Origin of the sequence: Celeribacter ethanolicus, assembly GCF_001550095.1 — a bacterium.
Taxonomy (GTDB): Bacteria; Pseudomonadota; Alphaproteobacteria; order Rhodobacterales; family Rhodobacteraceae; genus Celeribacter; species Celeribacter ethanolicus.
Genome location: NZ_LRUC01000049.1, coordinates 1 through 18,824, shown reverse-complemented (window position 1 = coordinate 18,824; position 18,824 = coordinate 1). Strand labels below are relative to the sequence as shown.

13 protein-coding genes and 1 tRNA gene are annotated in these 18,824 nt (G+C 63.4%); 12 read left to right on the top strand and 2 right to left on the bottom strand.

Features of this window, described 5'->3' with window-relative positions; translation table 11 throughout:
- Positions 1 to 78: 78 nt before the first annotated feature.
- From NH195_RS18495 to NH195_RS18480, 4 genes are all read left to right on the top strand, one after another.
- A complete protein-coding gene (locus tag NH195_RS18495) occupies positions 79 to 1,125 on the top strand; it encodes a cysteine synthase A (RefSeq protein ID WP_066710576.1) in 1,047 nt (348 codons plus the stop codon).
- On the top strand, positions 1,122 to 3,563 hold the full coding sequence (locus NH195_RS18490; RefSeq protein WP_066710574.1) for a DUF3772 domain-containing protein: 2,442 nt from the start codon (positions 1,122 to 1,124) through the stop codon (positions 3,561 to 3,563). Before NH195_RS18495 ends, NH195_RS18490 begins: the two co-directional genes overlap by 4 nt.
- Positions 3,560 to 4,276, top strand: a complete 717-nt coding sequence (locus NH195_RS18485; protein ID WP_066710572.1) for an alanyl-tRNA editing protein — start codon at positions 3,560 to 3,562, stop codon at positions 4,274 to 4,276. The genes NH195_RS18490 and NH195_RS18485 overlap by 4 nt, the downstream gene beginning before the upstream one ends.
- A gap of 146 nt (positions 4,277 to 4,422) precedes the next feature.
- Positions 4,423 to 4,512 (top strand) — tRNA-Ser (locus NH195_RS18480).
- A gap of 105 nt (positions 4,513 to 4,617) precedes the next feature.
- Here NH195_RS18480 and NH195_RS21340 read toward each other — a convergent pair.
- Positions 4,618 to 4,779, bottom strand: coding sequence for a hypothetical protein (locus NH195_RS21340; protein WP_155846236.1), 162 nt, complete (start codon positions 4,777 to 4,779; stop codon positions 4,618 to 4,620).
- 376 nt (positions 4,780 to 5,155) lie between these two features.
- On the opposite strand from NH195_RS21340, the gene NH195_RS18475 reads away from it, so the two are divergent.
- The 5 genes from NH195_RS18475 (at position 5,156) to NH195_RS18455 (ending at position 12,928) form a co-directional block, all read left to right on the top strand.
- Complete coding sequence (locus tag NH195_RS18475) at positions 5,156 to 7,090, top strand: hydantoinase/oxoprolinase family protein (protein ID WP_066710570.1); 1,935 nt, start codon at positions 5,156 to 5,158, stop codon at positions 7,088 to 7,090.
- Between the two features lie 5 nt (positions 7,091 to 7,095).
- Entirely contained in the window at positions 7,096 to 7,494 is a 399-nt protein-coding gene (locus NH195_RS18470) for an acetone carboxylase subunit gamma (protein ID WP_202906530.1), read from the top strand.
- Positions 7,495 to 7,614: 120 nt separating this feature from the next.
- Entirely contained in the window at positions 7,615 to 9,771 is a 2,157-nt protein-coding gene (locus NH195_RS18465; RefSeq protein ID WP_066710569.1) for a hydantoinase/oxoprolinase family protein, read from the top strand.
- Between the two features lie 59 nt (positions 9,772 to 9,830).
- A complete protein-coding gene (locus NH195_RS18460; RefSeq protein WP_066710567.1) occupies positions 9,831 to 12,101 on the top strand; it encodes a hydantoinase B/oxoprolinase family protein in 2,271 nt (756 codons plus the stop codon).
- A complete protein-coding gene (locus tag NH195_RS18455) occupies positions 12,098 to 12,928 on the top strand; it encodes a hypothetical protein (protein ID WP_066710564.1) in 831 nt (276 codons plus the stop codon). The genes NH195_RS18460 and NH195_RS18455 overlap by 4 nt, the downstream gene beginning before the upstream one ends.
- A gap of 107 nt (positions 12,929 to 13,035) precedes the next feature.
- Here the strand turns inward: NH195_RS18455 and NH195_RS18450 are convergent, their stop codons facing one another.
- Positions 13,036 to 15,024, bottom strand: coding sequence for a sigma-54-dependent Fis family transcriptional regulator (locus NH195_RS18450; RefSeq protein WP_066710561.1), 1,989 nt, complete (start codon positions 15,022 to 15,024; stop codon positions 13,036 to 13,038).
- Positions 15,025 to 15,476: 452 nt separating this feature from the next.
- On the opposite strand from NH195_RS18450, the gene NH195_RS18445 reads away from it, so the two are divergent.
- The 3 genes from NH195_RS18445 to NH195_RS18435 all read left to right on the top strand — a co-directional run.
- Positions 15,477 to 16,778 (top strand): CobW family GTP-binding protein, encoded by a 1,302-nt coding sequence (locus NH195_RS18445; protein WP_081424029.1) that lies wholly within the window; start codon positions 15,477 to 15,479, stop codon positions 16,776 to 16,778.
- 33 nt (positions 16,779 to 16,811) lie between these two features.
- Complete coding sequence (locus NH195_RS18440) at positions 16,812 to 18,119, top strand: RNA polymerase factor sigma-54 (protein ID WP_066710559.1); 1,308 nt, start codon at positions 16,812 to 16,814, stop codon at positions 18,117 to 18,119.
- Positions 18,120 to 18,138: 19 nt separating this feature from the next.
- A partial coding sequence (locus tag NH195_RS18435) for a CoA transferase subunit A (protein ID WP_066710557.1) occupies positions 18,139 to 18,824 on the top strand: 686 nt, incomplete at its 3' end.

The following is an 18,824-nucleotide window of genomic DNA, read 5'->3' as shown; positions in this document are numbered from 1 at the left end:
CTCTGTTTGCCGCTCTCTTGAGTTCGCGGGATGTGCGTCCTACACATTCAGGGACTGCGAGATTTAAAGGATATAGCTATGTCTGCTCCTTCTGCCCTGAAACGCGATATGATCGACAGCATCGGCAACACGCCCCTGATCCGGCTGAAAGGCCCGTCAGAGGCCACGGGCTGCGAGATTTATGGCAAGGCGGAGTTCATGAACCCCGGCCAGTCGGTCAAGGACCGCGCGGCCCTGTTCATCATTCAGGATGCGTTGAAGAGCGGTGCGTTGAAACCCGGCGGCACGATTGTCGAGGGCACGGCCGGCAACACTGGCATCGGTCTGGCGCTCGTGGGCTCGGCTCTGGGCTTTCGCACCGTGATCGTGATTCCCGAGACGCAGAGCCAGGAAAAGAAAGACATGATCCGTCTCGCGGGCGCGGAGCTGGTTCAGGTTCCCGCAGCTCCCTATTCCAATCCGAACAATTACGTCCGCTATTCCGAACGTCTGGCTGCTAAACTTGCACAGAGCGAACCGAACGGCGTGATCTGGGCCAATCAGTTCGACAATACGGCGAACCGTCAGGCGCATATCGAGACCACGGGGCCGGAGATCTGGGAGCAGACCGGCGGCAAGGTCGACGGGTTCATCTGCTCGGTCGGCTCGGGCGGGACGTTCGCAGGCACCGGCATGGCGCTTCAGCCCAAGGGTGTGAAAATCGGCCTCGCCGATCCGATGGGGGCCGCGCTCTATAGCTATTACACCACGGGCGAGCTGAAATCGGAGGGCGGTTCGATCACCGAAGGCATCGGGCAGGGGCGGATCACCGCAAACCTCGAAGGCTTCACCCCGGATTTCGCCTATCAGATCCCCGACGAGGAGGCGCTTCCGGTGGTGTTCGATCTTCTGGAGCACGAAGGCCTCTGCGTCGGCGGCTCGTCCGGCATCAATGTCGCGGGCGCGATGCGCATGGCGAAGGAAATGGGGCCGGGGCACACCATCGTCACCATCCTCTGCGACTATGGCACGCGCTACCAGTCTAAGCTCTTCAACCCCGAGTTCCTCAAGGAAAAACAACTTCCTGTGCCCGAATGGCTAGACCGTGGACCGCGCGTTCTGCCTGACGTATATGAAGGAGTATGATCGCACAGTTTCTGACCCGCCTTCTCCTGATCCTCTGTCTTGCGCTGCCGCTTGCGGCCCGGGCGCAGGATGGGGTGTCGCCAGATTACACCCAATGGGACAAGGCCGCGAGCGCGGCCGAGACCCGGATTGGCGACAGTGACACGAGCAATGCCGATCTAGAGCAATTGCGCGACGATCTCGTGGTCTGGCGCGAAAGCTTTCTGGCGGCCGAGAATTCCAACGGCACACGGATCGACACGCTCAAGGCCCAGATCGAAGCTCTTGGGGCGGCGCCTGCCGAAGGTGAGACCGAAAGCGCGGAAATCGCGCAGCGGCGCAAGGAGCTGAACAAGCAGCTCGAAGCGGCTCAGGCCCCTGTGAAGACCGCCGAAGAGGCCTATACGCGGGCCAACGGGCTTATTGCCGAGATTGATCAGGTGTTGACGGAGCGGCAGGCCGATGTGCTGATGCAGCGCGCGCCGAGCCCGCTCAACCCGACGCTCTGGCCGACGGCGGTCAAGGCGCTGGGGCAAACCGCGGGGGCGGCCTGGACTACGGTGTCGGAGGCGGCGCGCTCGGAGAGCGGACAGAAGATTCTGCGCAGCAATACCGCCTCCATCGTTTTCTACCTCGTGATCGCGCTGGTGCTGGTGGCGCGAGGGCGCTTGTGGTCGGAGCGGATGACCGATTGGGTGCGCAAACGCGTTTCGGGCGATGCGGGCAAGGGGGTTACCGGGTTTCTTGCCTCGATTGGCCAGATCGTGGTGCCACTCGCCGGTCTTATCGCCATCACATTGGCCGCCGGCGCCTCGGGGCTTCTGGGGCCGCGCGGGATCATCGTCTTCGGTTCCATTCCGCAAATCGGTCTGGCCTATTTCTTCTGGCGCTGGATCGCCGGACGGCTGTTCTATCCGACAGGGGCGGGGGAACCGATCCTCGATCTGGGCGCGGTGCGCCGCGCCGAGGCGACGACCATGGGGACGCTCGCGGGCGTCATGGCGGTGCTCAACGATGCGCTCATCCAGCTTGCGGACATCGACGATTTTTCCGAGGCGACACTTGCCGTTCTGACCTTTCCGCTGGTGGCGATTGCCTGTCTGGCGCTCATCCGGCTGGCGGGCATCCTGACCCCGGGCGAGACGCGGGGCGGCGAGGAGGACAAGGATGAGCCGGAGACGGAACACGGGTTCGCCCAGCTCATCCTGCGCACCCTCGCGCGCGTGGTCTTCCTAGCTTCGGTTGCCGCACTTTTGCTGGCTGCGGCGGGCTATATGAATGCGGGCAAGGGCATCGTCTTTCCGCTGCTGCGCTCGATCGGCCTTCTGGGCTTCGTCGCGATTCTCTCCCGGTTGGGGTACGACCTCTATGCGCTGGTGACCCGGCAGCCGGGCGGGGCGAAGGACGCGCTGGTGCCGGTGCTTCTGTCCTTCGTGATCGTGCTCGCCTCGCTGCCGTTCTTCGCACTTCTCTGGGGGATGCGGGAGGATCAGCTCTGGGAGCTTTGGGCACGGCTGCGCGAGGGGATCAGTTTCGGTGGCGTGACCATCTCGCCGACCAGTTTCATCACGCTTGTCGTGGTCTTCATGATCGGCATGGGGTTGACGCGGCTGTTGAAGACGGCGCTGACCTCGACCGTGTTGCCGAAGACGAAGATCGACAAGGGCGGTCAGAACGCGATTGTCGCGGGGGCTGGCTATGTCGGCGTGGTGCTCTCGGCCATCATGGCGATCGTTGCCGCCGGGATCGACCTTTCGGCTCTGGCGATTGTCGCAGGCGCCTTGTCGGTCGGGATCGGGTTCGGTCTTCAGAACATCGTGCAGAACTTTGTCTCCGGCATCATCCTTCTGATCGAACGTCCGATTTCGGAAGGCGACTGGATCGACCTCGGCAATGGTTCGATGGGCATCGTCAAGGATATTTCCGTGCGCTCGACGCGGGTGGAGACCTTTGACAAGACCGACCTGATCGTGCCCAACGCCGATCTGATTTCCAATCAGGTGACCAACTACACCCGTGGGAACCTGATCGGGCGGGTGATCATTCCGGTGGGCGTCGCCTATGGCACGGACACACGCAAGGTGGAGGCGATTCTGCGCGAGATCGCCGAGGATCATGCGATGGTGGCGGTCAATCCCAAGCCGCAGGTGCTGTTCCTGAATTTCGGCGCCGATGCGCTTGAGTTCGAGATCCGCGCGATTCTGCGCGATGTGACCTATGTTCTGGCGGTGAAGAACGACATCAACCATGCCATTGCCAAGCGCTTTGCCGAAGAGGGCATCGAGATCCCGTTCGCGCAGCGCGACATCTGGCTGCGCAACCCGGAAGCCTTGCAACAGAAACCGGCGCAGTCTGCGGTTCCGGAAGCCGCAGTGCCCGAGCGGGCGATGATCGAACCGTCGGATCTCGAGGAGGGCACAGGGGAAGCCGTCGAGGATGGCGAGGGAGAAAGCACATGACCGAGCCCTTGTTCCGTGAGGATGCCTATCTGCAGGAGACTTACGGCACGGTGAGGGGCCACACGCCCGAGGGCGGCGTGATTCTCGACCGGACGATCTTCTATGCCACGGGGGGCGGCCAGCCCGGGGACAGCGGTTGGCTCGACTGGTCGGGGGGCAGTCTGCCGATTGCGACAGCGATCAAGGGGGAGGGCGATGCGATTGTTCTCGTGCCCGCCGAACCTGCTGCCTTGCCGCCCCTTGGTGCAGAGATCACACAGCGGCTCGACTGGATGCGCCGCCACCGCCACATGCGGGTGCACACGGCGCTGCATCTCCTGTCCGTGGTGATCCCCCTGCCGGTGACCGGGGGCTCCATCGGGTCGGAGAAGGGACGTCTGGATTTCAAGATGGACGCGCCGCCCGCCGACAAGCAGGGGCTTGAGGATGCGCTCAACGCCTTGATCGAGCGCGATCTGGTGATCTCGGACGACTGGATCACCGATGAGGAATTGCTGGCCAATCCGGCGATCGTCAAGACCATGTCGGTCATGCCGCCGACCGGGCAGGGCCGGGTGCGGCTCGTACGGATCGGGCTGGCGGCGGATCAGGTCGATTTGCAGCCCTGTGGTGGCACCCATGTGGCACGGACCTCGGAAATCGGCCGCATTCGCTTTGGCAAGGTCGAGAAGAAGGGCCGCGACAACCGGCGCGTGACGATTCATCTCGACTGACCGGGGACCGGCCCGATGCGATCGGTGCGTTTGATCTTCGCCGGAGCCATGGAAAAAAGGCCTTCCGCCGCGCGCGTCAAAAAACATTCATTTTCTGTCATTCCGGGGGTTGCATCCCCCTTGGCACCTCCACTATAGACGGCCTCGGACAGGTGGCCGAGTGGTCGAAGGCGCACGCCTGGAAAGTGTGTAGGCGGGGAACCGTCTCGAGGGTTCGAATCCCTTCCTGTCCGCCACCCTCTTTTTCAGATCATGTAAAATCAACTACTTGAGCGATTTGTGTGCACAAAATTGTGCTACAAATTGTGAAACGTATTTGGCCATCTCTACCGGCGCCTTGATCACTCCCATCTATGCGGATTCGCGAGGAGTGGCAGCATGACCGTGTCCAGAACATTTGCAGAGGTCGCTTTCACCGAATCCATGATCATGCGGAAACGCTTCGGGATCACGGAGAGGATGACTTGCTGCCGATCCGGCGTGCGGATCTCGATGGCCAGCAAGGGCCGTTTCCTCGACATTATTTTTGGGGGGAGCGGCTGTGGCTACGCCCGGCAGCGGCCTTAGACCCGCAGGACACTCATCCGGACAGAATGCCTACTGCGGACGCGAACGTTCGAATTATGGACGGGGGTCTCCTCATTGAGGCGTGTCCGTCCGACTGTGTGAAATAAAAAAACCTTATATTTCAGAGTGAAGATCCGTTTCTCCGACCTGTCTCCCGGGTTCGGAAGTGTTTCTGCTTCACCGAATGGCAGGCGTGTTTCAACGGATCGACACAGAGGAGAGCGTCGATCCGTCTCGATACGCCGGGTGCAGGTTCTGCGCCCGCAGGGGCCGGTTTGCCCCAGGCATCAAAAACGGGAGGAGAAATGCACGATGGCATTTCAGATCAATATCGATAACGGCGGGACGCTGACCGATGTTTGCATCATGTCCGACGAGGGCGTGAAGAAGACCAAGGTTCTGACCACGCCCTACGATCTGTCGAAATGTTTTTTCGAAGGTCTGCAAAAGGCATCGGAGACCCTTTACGGGGCCGAAGATGTCAAACGTCTGCTCGAAGAGGTGGAGTTGATCCGCTATTCGACGACACAGGGCACCAATGCAATTTGCGAGCGCAAAGGGCCGAAACTGGGTCTCATTCTCGACCAGGCGGCGACGGACCTGGCCGAGGCGCTGCGCGCCCATGACCCGGATGTTTATGACGCTCTGGTCGGGGACCGGGTGGCCTATATCGACGCCGCCATTCTCGATGCACCGGAGGCCGAGGTCGAAATCGTCAAGACAATCAACGAACTTACCGCCAAAGGCGCCAATCGTCTGGTCGTGTCGTTCGGCGGCACCGGGTTCCATGCCAATGAGGACAAGGTCAAGAAGGTCGTGCTGCGCAAATATCCGCGCCACCTTCTGGGTGCGGTGCCGGTGCTCTATGCCTCCGATCTGACCGTGGACCGCGCGCCCGAGCGCCGGGCCTGGTCGGCGCTGATCAACGCCTTCCTGCACACCTCGATGGAGGCATTCCTGTTTCAGGCGGAAAACCGGCTGCGCGATTATCGCACCAAGAATCCGCTGCTGATCTTCCGCAACGATGGCGATGCCTCGCGGGTGGCCAAGACCGTGGCGATCAAGACCTATTCCTCTGGTCCGCGCGGCGGCATGGAGGGGATGCGTGGCTTTGCCAACATGTACGGGTTCCGCGATGCGGTCTCAATTGATGTCGGCGGCACCACCACCGACATTGGTCAATGCACCGATGGCAAAGTGGCCGAGATCCGGCGCGGCCATGTCGAAGGCATCTCTGTGTCCTTCCCGCTGTGCGAGATTTCCAGTGCCGGGGCCGGGGGCAGTTCTGTGTTCAAGGCGAAGGACGGTGCGATTGCGATCGGTCCGGAAAGCGTCGGCGCCCTGCCGGGACCGGCCTGTTTCGGCCGTGGCGGCAAGGAGGCGACGATCACCGATGCCAGCCTGCTCTCGGGGCTGCTCGATCCGGGGTCGTATTTCGGCGGCGGCATGGGGCTCGATGCAGCGCGGGCGGAAGCCGCCGTGATGGCCAATGTCGGCACACCTCTGGGGCTCGATCTCGACCAGACCGTTCAGGCGATGTCGGATGCGTTCGAGACCAAGATTGCGGCGGAATTGCACCGGTTCACGACGATTTCCGCAGATACCGTACTGATGGCCTTTGGCGGTGCCGGTCCGCTCAATGCCTGTGGCGTGGCCGACAAGGCCGGGATCAGGCGGGTCGCCATTCCGGCGATGGCGGCGGTCTTCTCGGCCTATGGCATCGGCTCGTGCAACGTCTCGCAGAACTATGCGGTCGATCTGGCCGAACACACCAGCGAAGCCCTCAAATCGACGCTCGACAGTCTCAGGCAGAAAGCCGCCCGCGACATGTTCGCCGAAGGCTTCGAAGAAGGCAGCTACGCGGTCTCGGCGCGGCTGGTGGCCCAGTCCGGCGACAGGGAGACGGTTCATGAACTGAACGGATCGGAAAGCTTCCCGGCGGAGATGGCCGGGGCGGATGCGGTCGAACTGGAACTCTCCGCCGTCAAATCGCTGCGCAAGGGCGAGGCCAAACAGGTCGCCGTGTCGCGCAAGGCCGCGGCCAAGGCCGATGGCACGCGCAATGTGTTGGTGCCGGAACAGGGCCGGATCGACTTGCCGGTCTATCGCCTGAACACGATGCAGCCGGGCGATTTCGCCGCCGGGCCCGCGATCCTCGAAGAGGATTATTTCACTGCCCGCATTCCTGCGGGTTGGACCTTCACCGTCTCCGAAGCCGGTGATGTCATTCTGGATCGGGAGGAGTAAGGCCGATGAAAATTCCTATGACTGAGTATCTGCGGATCGACCTTGAAACGGAAAAATGGGAGTGCCGTGTCTGCGATCATGTGATCGCGCCGGCGGAGGGCAACTACAAGGAAGGCCTGCTGGTTCACAATCGCAACCCGCAGGAGATCCACCCGCCGGTGATCGACCCGAAGATGTATCGCTACACTTTCGCGCCGGACCCGGACTGGGTGCGCATCCTCGAATTCTGCTGTCCGAAATGCGGCACGCAGGTCGAGACGGAATACGCGATCCCGGGTCACCCGCCGCTGTGGGACATGCAGGTCGATGTGCCCGCGCTGAAAGCCCAATGGGCCGCGCGCGGTCCGGAGATGCTGCCGGACGCCGGGCCCGTGGTGGCCCCGGGCCGGGCGCACAGCCACTAAGCCAGATCATCCTGTCGGCCCGTGGCACGGCCCCGGGCGGACGATCCGACATCTTCAAGAGAACAGTGCCGGGACGGCCCGTCGAGGAGGACGGCATCCCGGGCACGATAGGGAGAGAGAATGAAACGTGTATCCGTTGATATCGGTGGGACTTTCACCGACTGTTTCGTCGTCTGGGGCGATCAGTATATCGAGACCAAGGCGCTCACGACGCACCACAACCTCGCCATGGGGTTCAACGAAGCGCTGGGCAAGGCCTGTAGTGAGCTGGACGTCGATCTCGAACAGGTCCTGACCGAGGTGGACAGCGTCCGCTACGCCACCACGCTCGGCACCAATGCGCTGATCGAACACAAGGGGCCGAAGATCGGCATGCTGGTCACCGCAGGCTATGAGGCCACCGTGCCGCTCAGCCGTGCGCGGGGCTATGGCGAAGGGCTCGACAATCTGGGACAGCAGGATCTGCCGAATGCGCAGCGCCCCGATCCGCTGGTCGAAGCCCATATGATCCGCGGCGTGCGGGAGCGGCTGGATTTCCAGGGCAAGGAGGTGATGGCGCTGGATGAGCCGGATCTGCGTCGGCAATTGCGCGAGCTGGTCGACCGTGGTGCCCAGATCATCGTCGTCGCGCTGGTGAATGCGGTGGTCAACCCGGTGCATGAACAGCGCATCGAAGAGATCCTGCTTGAGGAATACCCCTCGCATCTTCTGGGCGCGATCCCGGTGATCCTGTCGCATCAGGTGGCCGGGCGGAAGGGCGAATATGTCCGCTCCACCTCGGCCATTGTCGATGGCTACCTGCACTCGACCATGTATCACGCGCTGTCTCAGCTCGAACAGAACCTGCGCGCCCATACCTATGAAAAGCCGATGCTGGTGATCCACAATTCCGGTGGCATGGCGCAGCTCAACTCGACCGACGCGTTGCAGACCATCCACTCGGGCCCGGTTTCCGGCATCGGCGCCTCGGAGCACCTGTCGCTGCAGGCCGAGCTTGGCAATGTGGTGGCGACCGACATGGGCGGCACCTCCTATGACATCGGTATCGTCGTCGAGGGCGGCATCAAGCACTACGATTTCAACCCGGTCATCGACCGCTGGCTGGTGTCGGTGCCGATGGTGCATCTGGTAACGCTTGGCGCGGGCGGGGGCTCGGTCGCGTCCTATGACCGGATGTACAAGACCGTGAAATGCGGTCCCGAAAGCGCGGGCTCCGACCCGGGACCTGCCTGTTACGACCGTGGCGGCATGAAGGCCACCGTCACCGATGCCGATCTTCTGCTGGGTTATCTGGATGCCGAGAACTATGCCGGCGGTTCCATTCCGCTCAACCCGCGCCGGGCCAGGGCGGTCATCGAGGACACGATCTGCGATGAGCTTGATTGCGATGTGATCGAAGCGGCCAAGCTGATCCGCGAAAAGGTCGATGACAGCATGGCCAACGGGCTGTTCACCGAACTGCGGGCCCGCGGTTATGATCCCAAGGATTTCACCATGCTGGCCTATGGAGGCAACGGCCCGCTGCATTGCTGTGGCATCGCCCAGAACCTGTCCATCGACAAGATCCTGGCGCCGCCCCTCAGCTCGGTGTTCTCGGCGGTCGGCGCGGGCAACATGCATCAGCTTCATATCCATGAGCAATCGCTCTACATGGTGCTCTATGACAGCAATACCCGCGAACTGTTCAGCGATTACGACCGTTTCAACGGCATCGTGGCGGAGCTGAAGGAACGCGGCCGTCAGGACCTGCGGCGTCAGGGCGTGCCCGATGACCAGATCCTGTTCGATCTGGAACTGGACATGCGCTATGGCAACCAGTTGGTGCAGACCACCGCCGTCATCCCGTTCCATGAGCTTCACAGCCCGGCCGATGTGCTTCAGGTGATCACCCAGTTCTCCAACGATTACGGCAAGCGCTTCGGCGAAGGCAGCCAGGCTCCCGAGGCCGGGATCCGGATCAACACCATCCGGGTGTCGAGCTATGTCAGGCACGAGACGGTCAAGTTCGAGGACATCAAGCCGGTCGACAAGGCCGCGCGCCAGACGCCGCCGTCCCCGTCCAGCACCCGTAGCTGCCATTTCGTGGGGCAGGACGGGGCCATCGACACTCCGGTCTGGGCGCGCAAGGACCTGGTTCCGGGGGTCGAGATCGAAGGACCGGCAATCGTCGCCTCCGAGGTTACGACCTATCTCGTGAACCCGGGCTGGACCTTCGTGACCGCGAAACAAGGGGCCTCTTGGTTCCTGCGGAACGAAACCCCGGCCATCAGGCACTGAAAACGGCAGCCCCGGCGAGTGGAGCGCCGGGGCCCATGATCCGACAGGAGGAGAAAACCATGAAAGACCTGAACACCACCGGCCCGGCCCCCTCGGCCGAGGACATGAAACTGATCAAGCAGTTTCTCGAAGACACCACGCTGTTTCTCGGGCCCGATCCCGAGATCATGCAGAACCACGACCTGATGGAGCGCAGCCCCGACGAGGAGCTCGCCATCGGTCAGAATTTCGATCATCACATGATCGCCCGTATCCGCGACCGGCTGCAATCGGGGTGCGACGAAGGCTATGAGATGGTCGAACAGATGGGCGCCGCCCCGGGCGCGAAATGGGGCGATGTGATCACCGGCATCTATACCGCCAGCGGGGATCTGGCGCTGGCCTCTGCGGGCGGCGTGCTGCTGTTCTCGTCTGTGGTGCACCATCCGATCAAGTTCATCGTCAAGAACTGGATGAACGAACCGACCGTCGGCGTGCGCGACGGCGACGGTTTCATCCACAACGACTCGCGTTATGGCAATGTGCACAACACCGACCAGTCGATGATCCTGCCGATCTTCCACGAAGGGCGTCTGGTGTGTTGGGTCGCCTCGACCGTGCATGAGGGCGAAAACGGCGCCATCGAGCCGGGCGGCATGCCGTCGATGGCGGAAAGCCCGTCTGACGAGGGGCTGAAGATGTCGCCCTTCAAGGTGGTCGAAAACTACCAGATCAAGCGCGACCTGCTGACCTTCCTGCAAAACTCGGTGCGTGAGCCGAAGCTGCAACTCGAGGACATGAAGGTCAAACTCTTCGCCTGTCTGCGCATCAAGCAGCGTATCGAGGAAACGCTGAACACCGAAGGCCCGGAGGCGCTGGTCGCCATGCTGCGGCTGACGATGGAGGATGTGCGCACCGAAGTGAAACGTCGTCTGACGGAATGGCCGGACATGTCGGTGCAGACCTATATCATCCAGGACTCGACCCTGCGCGAGAACTGTGTGGTCAAGGTGAACTGCAAGCTGACCAAGAAGGGCGACCGGCTGATCTTCGATTTCCGGGGATCGAGCCCGGAATTCACCAACCGTGCCACCAACACTATTCTCGGCGGGCTCAAAGGGATGCTGTCGCAGCTCTTCCTGTGCTACATCTGGCCCGACCTGCCGCGCGGTCAGGCGGCGATGGCACCGATCGAGGTGATCACCGATCCGCATTCGATCCTGAACTGTTCCTACGATGCGCCGAACTCGCAATCGCTGATGTCGATCTTCACCGGCTTCACCGCGGGTCAGCATGCGGTGGCGAAGTTCCTTTACTCCTGCCCGGAGAAATACACCAAGGTGCATGCGCCCACCTTCAACATGATCAACACCTTCATCTGGGGCGGGGTCAGCCAGCATGGCGAGACGCTCGGCAACCTCTGCGCCGACCTGAACGGCATGGGCGCGGGGGCGACCTCGAACCGTGACGGCGAACATGCGCTGGCACCGATCTTCGCCACCATGGCCGACATCGGCGAGCAGGAGGTGAACGAGGAAGACGTGCCCTTCCTGCAACTGGTGTCCAAGAAGATGACGCGGGACGCCATCGCGCCGGGCAAGTACCGGGGCGGTCAGGGCTACACCATGATGGTGGCGACCAAGGACTCGGAGCAATGGGGCTTCATGACCACGGCTCAGGGGGCGAAGATCCCTCCGATCCAGGGCCTGTTCGGCGGCTATGCCTGTGGCACCTATCCGCTGTCCAAGGTCAAGGATGTCGATGTCTACGAGATCCTTCAGAGCGAGCCGGAGAAATTCCGTCACTCGATCGAGGAAATCATGAATGAGCGGCCTTTCGAAGAGGCGAGCTACACCACGCACCATATGGGCATGGGCTTTGAAATCTCGAAGCGCGGTGAGCTGTTCATGATCAGCCAGGGCGCGGGCGCCGGTTATGGCGACCTGCTGGAACGCGATCCGGTCGGTGTCGTGAAGGACATCGAAGAGGGGCTGATCTCGGCGGAAGTCGCGGCGCGGCTCTACAAGGTGGTGTTCGATCCGGCGACGCTGGCGATCGACTTCGAGGCCACCGAGGCCGCCCGGGAAGAGGAACGTCAGGCGCGGATCGCCCGCTCGATGCCCTATGCCGAATTCGTCAAAGACTGGACCCAACCCAAACCGCCTTCGCATCTGAAATACTTCGGCTGCTGGGGGGACGATATCGACACGCTCTACATGGGCGCGCCGGATGTGACGCGCAGGGCCGATACGCCGAAGCCCAATTACATGCCGCATCCGAAAGACGTGCGTATCGCCGAGCTCGAAGCCCGTCTGGCCAATGCGGGGATCGACGGAGGTGAACTGCAATGAGCCAATATCTCGCAGATGATCTGCCCGATGCAACGGGCACGAAGGCGCTGCGGGTCTGGCTGGAGTCGTCGGGCTATGCCCGGCGACTTCTGCTGGGTCGGGAGGGCGATCCCTGGGCGGAAGGGGCGGCGAAATACCTGTCCTTCTTCACTCAGGCTCGGGGATTGTTGCGCTCGGATGTGGCGGTGGTGAATGTTGGCGATCTGTTCCGGTCGTGGATGGCACGTCACCCGGGCCTCGTCGCCGAGATGGCATCGAAGACACGCGCGACCTATCCGCTGCGCCGGATGCTCGAAGAGGCGGGGCCGCGCGCGCTGCTCGACGAGGTGGTCGAGGCGGTCGGCGCGCATCTTCAGGGCCAGACCCCTCTGGTGCTCGCCATGCCCGCGCCGGGGGCCTGGCTGGCCGAGGCGCAGGAACTTGTGGGCCGTGCGCCCGAGGTGGATGCGGATACGACCGAAGACGCGGCCATGTATATCGCCGATTTCATGCGCTGCGTTGCGCAACGCCCGGTGGGCGGGCTGTTGCTCGAAGAGGGCGAGGCACCCGGAGAGGTGTCCGCTTATACGCCATTGTTCAATGCGGCCAGACATTACCGTTGGGCCGTGGTCGGACGTGGCGTTGCCGCCGGTCAGGACGCGCCGTTCGATGCGGTGATCGGAACGGACGACAAGGTGCAAGGCCGCGATGTGAGTGCGGCCCTGTTCGGCGGGATGGACCTGCCCAAGACGACATCTGTGCAATTCCTCTATGCGCAGGTGCCCGTGGACCATCCGCCGGAGGCCGTGCTCGACGCGGTTGCACGGCTGCAGGGGGTGTCGGTCTGATCGCCCTGAATCGTAACGGCACGTCCTGACGGCAACGGCCCCCCGGAAATCCGGGGGGCCGTTTTGCGTTTTTGGAGACCGCTGGGGCGGGACAGGGAGGGGCGCAGTCAGGGCCGCAACCGCTCCAGCGTGTCCTTCAGGTCCAGCTTGTCCAGACGGATATACAATGTGCTCTTGGCGATGCCGAGTTCGCGGGCCACCGAGGTCAGATTTCCGCGGTGGCGCTCGATGGCGGCGACGATGGCTTTGCGTTCGGCCTGTTGCAGCGGGGTCAGCCCCTCCGCTTCGGAGGCAGGGCCTCGCGCCGGGACCGACCAGTCGAACGGCAGATGATCGGGGGTTAAGTCGCCGCCACCGCTTTCGAGGAACATGCCTTCGAGCACATTGCGCAGCTCGCGAATATTGCCCGGCCAGTCATAGTCGGCGAAGTGCTCATAGAGGGCCGGGGCAATGCCAGGGGGCGTCGTCTCGTACCGTTTCGCGATCTGGCTCAGGAGATGTTCCGACAGGTCCGGCAGATCCGTCAGACGTTCGCGGAGCGCGGGCAGGCGCAGCGATGTGACGGCAATCCGGTAGAACAGATCCATGCGGAACCGGCCTTCGGCGGCGTCCGATTTCAGGTCGCGGTTGGTGGCCGAGAGCAGGCGCAGCTTGACCTTGCGCGGGGTGTTTTCGCCAAGCCGGTAGACTTCGCCGCTTTCCAGAACCCGCAACAGATGCGGTTGCAGATCGAGCGGCATCTCACCGATTTCGTCGAGGAACAGCGTGCCGCCGTCGGCCGCTTCGATTTTGCCCTTCATGCCGCCGCGCCGCGCGCCGGTAAAGGCGCCTTCGGCATAGCCGAACAATTCGCTCGTGAGAAGCTCGCGCGAGAAGCCGCCGCAGTTGACCGCCACGAACGGCCCTCTGGCCTGCGGTCCGCTTTCGTGCAGCGCCTGGGCAAAGGCATCCTTGCCGACCCCGGTTTCGCCGAGCAGCAGAACCGGTGCCGGGCTTTTGGCCAGAAGGGAGGCCCGCTGCAGGGCGTCGCGATAGGCCGGGGCCGACCCGCTTAACCGGGCAAAGGCATTTGCCGTGCCCGTCTCGCCGATCGGGGCGGTCTCCCGTTTGGGCGTGCGCCGCACCACCGCCGAGCGATCCGGCAGCACCAGCACCGAGCCCAGCCGCTCGCCGTCGATCTCGATCGGCTTGATCCAGTCACGATCCACCCAGTGCGGCAGGTTCTCCGGTGAAATCCGGCCATTGCGCCAGGGCATCGTGACATCCCGCAGCACGGGGTCGCTCGCGGCCCGGCTCTTGGCCCATTCCGTCATCACCGCCGCAGCGCGTTCGTTGGTCTTGATCGGAACGCCGGAGCGGTCGAACAGGATGATCCCGTCCCGGTCGGCCTGCTGCATCCGGTCGAGACAGTGATCGAGCAACCGGTAACGCAGATCCATTTCCCGCTGGGCCAGCCGGTTTTCAATCCGTCCTGCTGCGGTGATCGCCAGGGACAGGCTGTGACGGCTGTAGCTTCCACTCAGCCCGGAAATGTCCAGAGCCCCGACAATGCCGCCGCTCACCGGGTCGCGGATCACGCTGGCAGAGCAGGACCAGTTCTGGATGCCGGAGCAATAGTGTTCATAGGAATGGATCTGGATCGGTTGTCCGATTTCAATCGCCGTGCCGATGGCATTGGTGCCGCAGGTGTCTTCGCTCCAGTTCGCGCCGGGCATCAGATTGATCGCCTCGCGGCCATCGCGCAGGTTGCTATCCCCTTCGACGCTGAGCACCATGCCGGACGCATCCGTCAGCACCATCACCGTGCCGGTTTCGAACAGGAAGTCCCGCGCGGAGGCGATGACCTTGCTGCTGGCCCGCACAAGATCCTCGCTGTCGGTCAGAAGATCGTAAAGCGCATCGCCTTGTGCCGGGGGCGGAGCACTGCCGCGCCCGGGGTCGACCGCGCCATGGCAGCGCCTCCAGGAATCGTCGATGAGCCGTCGCACGGCATCCGAGCCGCAGTCTTGTCCGGACAGGAACTTTTCCCATGTGGACTGAACCTGACGCTCGTTTTCGGGTTGCGAAAATCTTTGCCGCAAAGCCGTGACAGGCATTCGGTATCTCCTCCCATATTCTGTCGGCGGTTTCTGCTCCGCACCGTCACGGCGGTTCCCTCCCCGGAACCGTGGCCGCGATCGCTGCCCGTTTGGTGGGCACGACATGATCAGGCCGGAAGCCTAGCATCATTTTCCGGCAGGCCAAACAGTTTGCCCAAAAACCTGGCGGTTTCGAAACTGTGACGGCATGGCGGCCGGGGCGATTGCGGTGTGATCTGCAAGGGCAGATCCCGTTGCGGAAAGCGCCGGTCGGAGGGGCCGCGTGGCGGCTTGTCCCGCTCTGCCGGGGCGACGCGTGCCCGACCGCCGGGTGTCCGGATTTCGAACGCCCGGCGGTCGGGCACGCGGAAGATCTGCCACGCCGCCTTGCGCTAACGCCTTGAGTGAGGAGGCAAGGGAAGGCACGGTAAGAAACCTGCTTCTCCTTGGGCAGGAACAGGGAGGACATGATGAAAACGAAGACGGAAACGGTCACACATCCCCTCGCACGCGCCCTCGCGCAGGGGGCGGGCGGGCGCATCCCGGTCACGATCCTGACCGGGTTTCTGGGCGCGGGAAAAACCACGATGCTGAACCGGCTGGTGACCCGGTCGGATATGGCCGATGTGGCGGTGTTCATCAACGAATTGGGCGATATCGGCATAGATCACCACCTCGTGGAGCGAATCGATGATGCCTTGGTGATTCTCGACAGCGGCTGTCTGTGCTGTACCGTGCAGGGCGATCTGATCGCGGCTCTGATGCGCCTGCACGGGCAAATGGCCCGGCGCGAGATCGCTCCCGTGCAGCGTGTGGTGATCGAGACCACGGGACTGGCCGATCCCAGCCCGGTGGTCCGGGCGTTGATGGAGGACCGTCAGGTCTCGGCCCGTTTTCGCTGCGACGGGGTGCTGACCGTGGTCGATGCCACCCGCATCCGCGATCAGATTGTCCGGCACCGCGAAGCCACGGCGCAGATTGCCATGGCCGACCGTCTGTTGCTGTCGAAATGCGATTTGGCCGGACGGGTCGAACAGGATGCCATGATCCGGACGCTGAACGCGTTGAACCCGACGGCACCGCATGTGGTCCTCGACCACGGGGCCTGTGCCCCGGCGGATTTGTTTTCCAGCGGTCTCTATGCCGCGGAAGATGCGCCGCTGAGCCTCGATGACTGGCTGGGACCGGCGTTGACGCCCGACAAGACTGCCCCGCTGGCGGGCGGGGGGCACGCGCCTCTGCCGTCACAGGGCTTCGGGCTGAGCCATGGGCAGGGGCATGCCCCGACAGGGTTGCACTCCGGTCAGGTGCGCAGTTTTGTCGTCCGCTTCGACACGGCACCGAGATGGCGCGGTCTTTCGGTGGTTCTGGGCGAAATCCTGTCGAAATACGCCGGAAAGCTGCTCCGGGTGAAAGGTCTCGTGGCGCTGCCGGGGCTCGATGTGCCGATGGCGCTGCAATGTGTTGAGGATGTCGCCTTTGCGCCGGTCAAGCTCGGCGCCTGGCCCTCCAGCGGTCCGCTGGCCGATGGCATCGGGCGTTTGGTGATCATCGGTGAAAACCTCAGCGAACAGGACGAAGCCACCATTCGCGATCGTCTGGCCCATCTGCCCGGAGATCGCGAAGCGCTGCGTCGCTCCGCTGCGACGCCGGGTCTGCCCACCCGCAACTGGCTGTTGGAACGCGCGCCCTTCACCCCGCAGGAGGGCCTGACCTCGGAGGCCTTCCTCATCCAGCCGCGTTTCCTGCGCGAGGGCGGGCGTCATGGCTGAGCCGCAGCCGGGCCACCGCAAAGGAGCCGCAAAATGACCGGGCTTCATCTGCACCAGAGCACGTCTCAGCGCCTGACACAGGTGATGCAGCGCGCCATCGGGCTGTTGCAGATGGATCATGCCGAACTGGCCGGGCTGCTGATCGAAGAGGCGGCGGAGAACCCCTGTCTGACGCTCACCCTGCCACAGGGCGATGCGGACAGCGCCGCCCCCGAGCCTGCCGGGGCGGAGCGCCGGAGCGTGCCCGGCCCGTGGCGCCCGGCGTTTCTCGGCAGCGGCGATGAGATCGAGACGCTGCGGGCGCATGCCGACGGCTTACATGCGCATGTAGCCCGGCAAATCGGCCTGATCTTTCGCGAGACGCGGGCGCGGGAGATCGCGATGGTCTTTCTGGAGCATCTGGAACCCAGCGGCTGGCTCGGTGCGCCGCTCGAAGACATTGCGCGACAGGCCGGGTGTCCGGCAGCAGAGGCCGAGGCGGTGCTCACCCGTCTGCATGAGGTCGAACCCGCGGGCCTGTTTGCCCGCTCTCTCTCGGACTGCCTGCGCTTGCAACTCGAAGAGGCGGGCGATCTGACGCCGCCGATGGCGCGCCTGCTTGACGCCCTGCCGCTTCTGGCCAAGGGCGACACCGCCGCGCTGCTCGCCCGCTGCGAGGTTGATGCCGAAGAATTGGCTGCGCTGGTGACACGGTTGCGGCGGCTCGATCCCAAACCGGGGGCGCATTTCGACGACGCGCCGGAGCTGCGCCGGGCGCCGGATCTGATCGCCGAACGCGATGAGTTGGGACAATGGCATGTCGAACTGAACGCCGCCAGCGCGCCGCGCATCGCAGTGACCCCGGTTGCGGGAGCCGAACATCGCGCGGCGCTGAAAGAGGCCCGCTGGCTGGAGCGGACGGTGTCGCGTCGCAACAGCCTCGTGCTGGATGTCGCAGCCCATGTGCTCGGCGTCCAGTACGAGGCCCTCGAACAGGGGCCCGCGTATCTCAAACCCCTGAACTGTGCGGATGTGGCCGCAAACCTCGGGGTGCATGAAACGACGATCAACCGGGTGCGCAACGGGCTCTTGATCCAGACGCCGCGGGGCATGATGCCTCTGCGCGCCTTTTTCGCCCGCGGCGGGGCAGGGCACCGGGACGGCTCGCATGTTCCCGCCGAAGCGATCTCGGCCCGCATCGCCGGGTTGATCGCGGCGGAACGCCCGGACAAGCCGCTGACCGATCAGGAACTCGCCACCCGTCTGGCGGAGGCGGGCCTGCGCGTGTCGCGCCGCACGGTGTCGAACCGGCGCCGCATGGCCGGGTTCCCCGGTGCGGCCCAAAGGCGGCACAAAGACTGACTTCAAAAGGGAGAGAAGAGTGAACAAGACATATGCAAGTGCCCCCGACGCCCTTGACGGGCTTTTGACGGACGGCATGCTGATCGCTGCGGGCGGGTTCGGGCTGTGTGGCATTCCCGAGCTTTTGATCGACGCCATCGTCGAGAGCGGCGTCAAGGATCTGACCGTGGCTTCGAACAATGCGGGCGTCGACGGGTTCGGGCTCGGCAAGCTGCTGGAGACCCGCCAGATCCGGAAAATGATGTCGTCTTACGTGGGCGAAAACGCTGAATTCATGCGCCAATACCTCTCGGGCGAGCTGGAATTGGAGTTCAATCCGCAGGGCACTTTGGCCGAACGCATGCGCGCCGGCGGGGCGGGCATCCCGGGGTTTTACACCAAGACGGGTGTGGGCACGGTGATCGCCGAAGGCAAAGAGCACAAGGACTTTGGCGGCGAGACCTATATCCTCGAAGAGGGCATTTTCGCCGATATTTCCATCGTGAAGGCGTGGAAAGCCGACGAGACCGGCAATGCCGTGTTCCGCAAGACCGCGCGCAATTTCAACCCGCCGGCGGCGATGTGCGGCAAGATCTGCATCATGGAGGTCGAGGAGATCGTCCCGACCGGCTCGCTCGATCCGGATTGCATCCACCTGCCGGGGGTTTATGTGCATCGTCTGGTTCAGGGCACGCATGAAAAGCGTATTGAACAGCGCACCACACG

What these genes read in the sequence shown, in the direction of transcription:
- NH195_RS18450 (WP_066710561.1), bottom strand. Translation starts at nt 15,024, where the DNA reads ATGCCTGTCACGGCTTTGCGGCAAAGATTTTCGCAACCCGAAAACGAG.
- NH195_RS18465 (WP_066710569.1), top strand. Translation starts at nt 7,615, where the DNA reads ATGAAACGTGTATCCGTTGATATCGGTGGGACTTTCACCGACTGTTTC.
- NH195_RS18455 (WP_066710564.1), top strand. Translation starts at nt 12,098, where the DNA reads ATGAGCCAATATCTCGCAGATGATCTGCCCGATGCAACGGGCACGAAG.
- NH195_RS18460 (WP_066710567.1), top strand. Translation starts at nt 9,831, where the DNA reads ATGAAAGACCTGAACACCACCGGCCCGGCCCCCTCGGCCGAGGACATG.
- NH195_RS18475 (WP_066710570.1), top strand. Translation starts at nt 5,156, where the DNA reads ATGGCATTTCAGATCAATATCGATAACGGCGGGACGCTGACCGATGTT.
- NH195_RS18490 (WP_066710574.1), top strand. Translation starts at nt 1,122, where the DNA reads ATGATCGCACAGTTTCTGACCCGCCTTCTCCTGATCCTCTGTCTTGCG.
- NH195_RS18485 (WP_066710572.1), top strand. Translation starts at nt 3,560, where the DNA reads ATGACCGAGCCCTTGTTCCGTGAGGATGCCTATCTGCAGGAGACTTAC.
- NH195_RS18445 (WP_081424029.1), top strand. Translation starts at nt 15,477, where the DNA reads ATGAAAACGAAGACGGAAACGGTCACACATCCCCTCGCACGCGCCCTC.
- NH195_RS18470 (WP_202906530.1), top strand. Translation starts at nt 7,096, where the DNA reads ATGAAAATTCCTATGACTGAGTATCTGCGGATCGACCTTGAAACGGAA.
- NH195_RS18440 (WP_066710559.1), top strand. Translation starts at nt 16,812, where the DNA reads ATGACCGGGCTTCATCTGCACCAGAGCACGTCTCAGCGCCTGACACAG.
- NH195_RS18495 (WP_066710576.1), top strand. Translation starts at nt 79, where the DNA reads ATGTCTGCTCCTTCTGCCCTGAAACGCGATATGATCGACAGCATCGGC.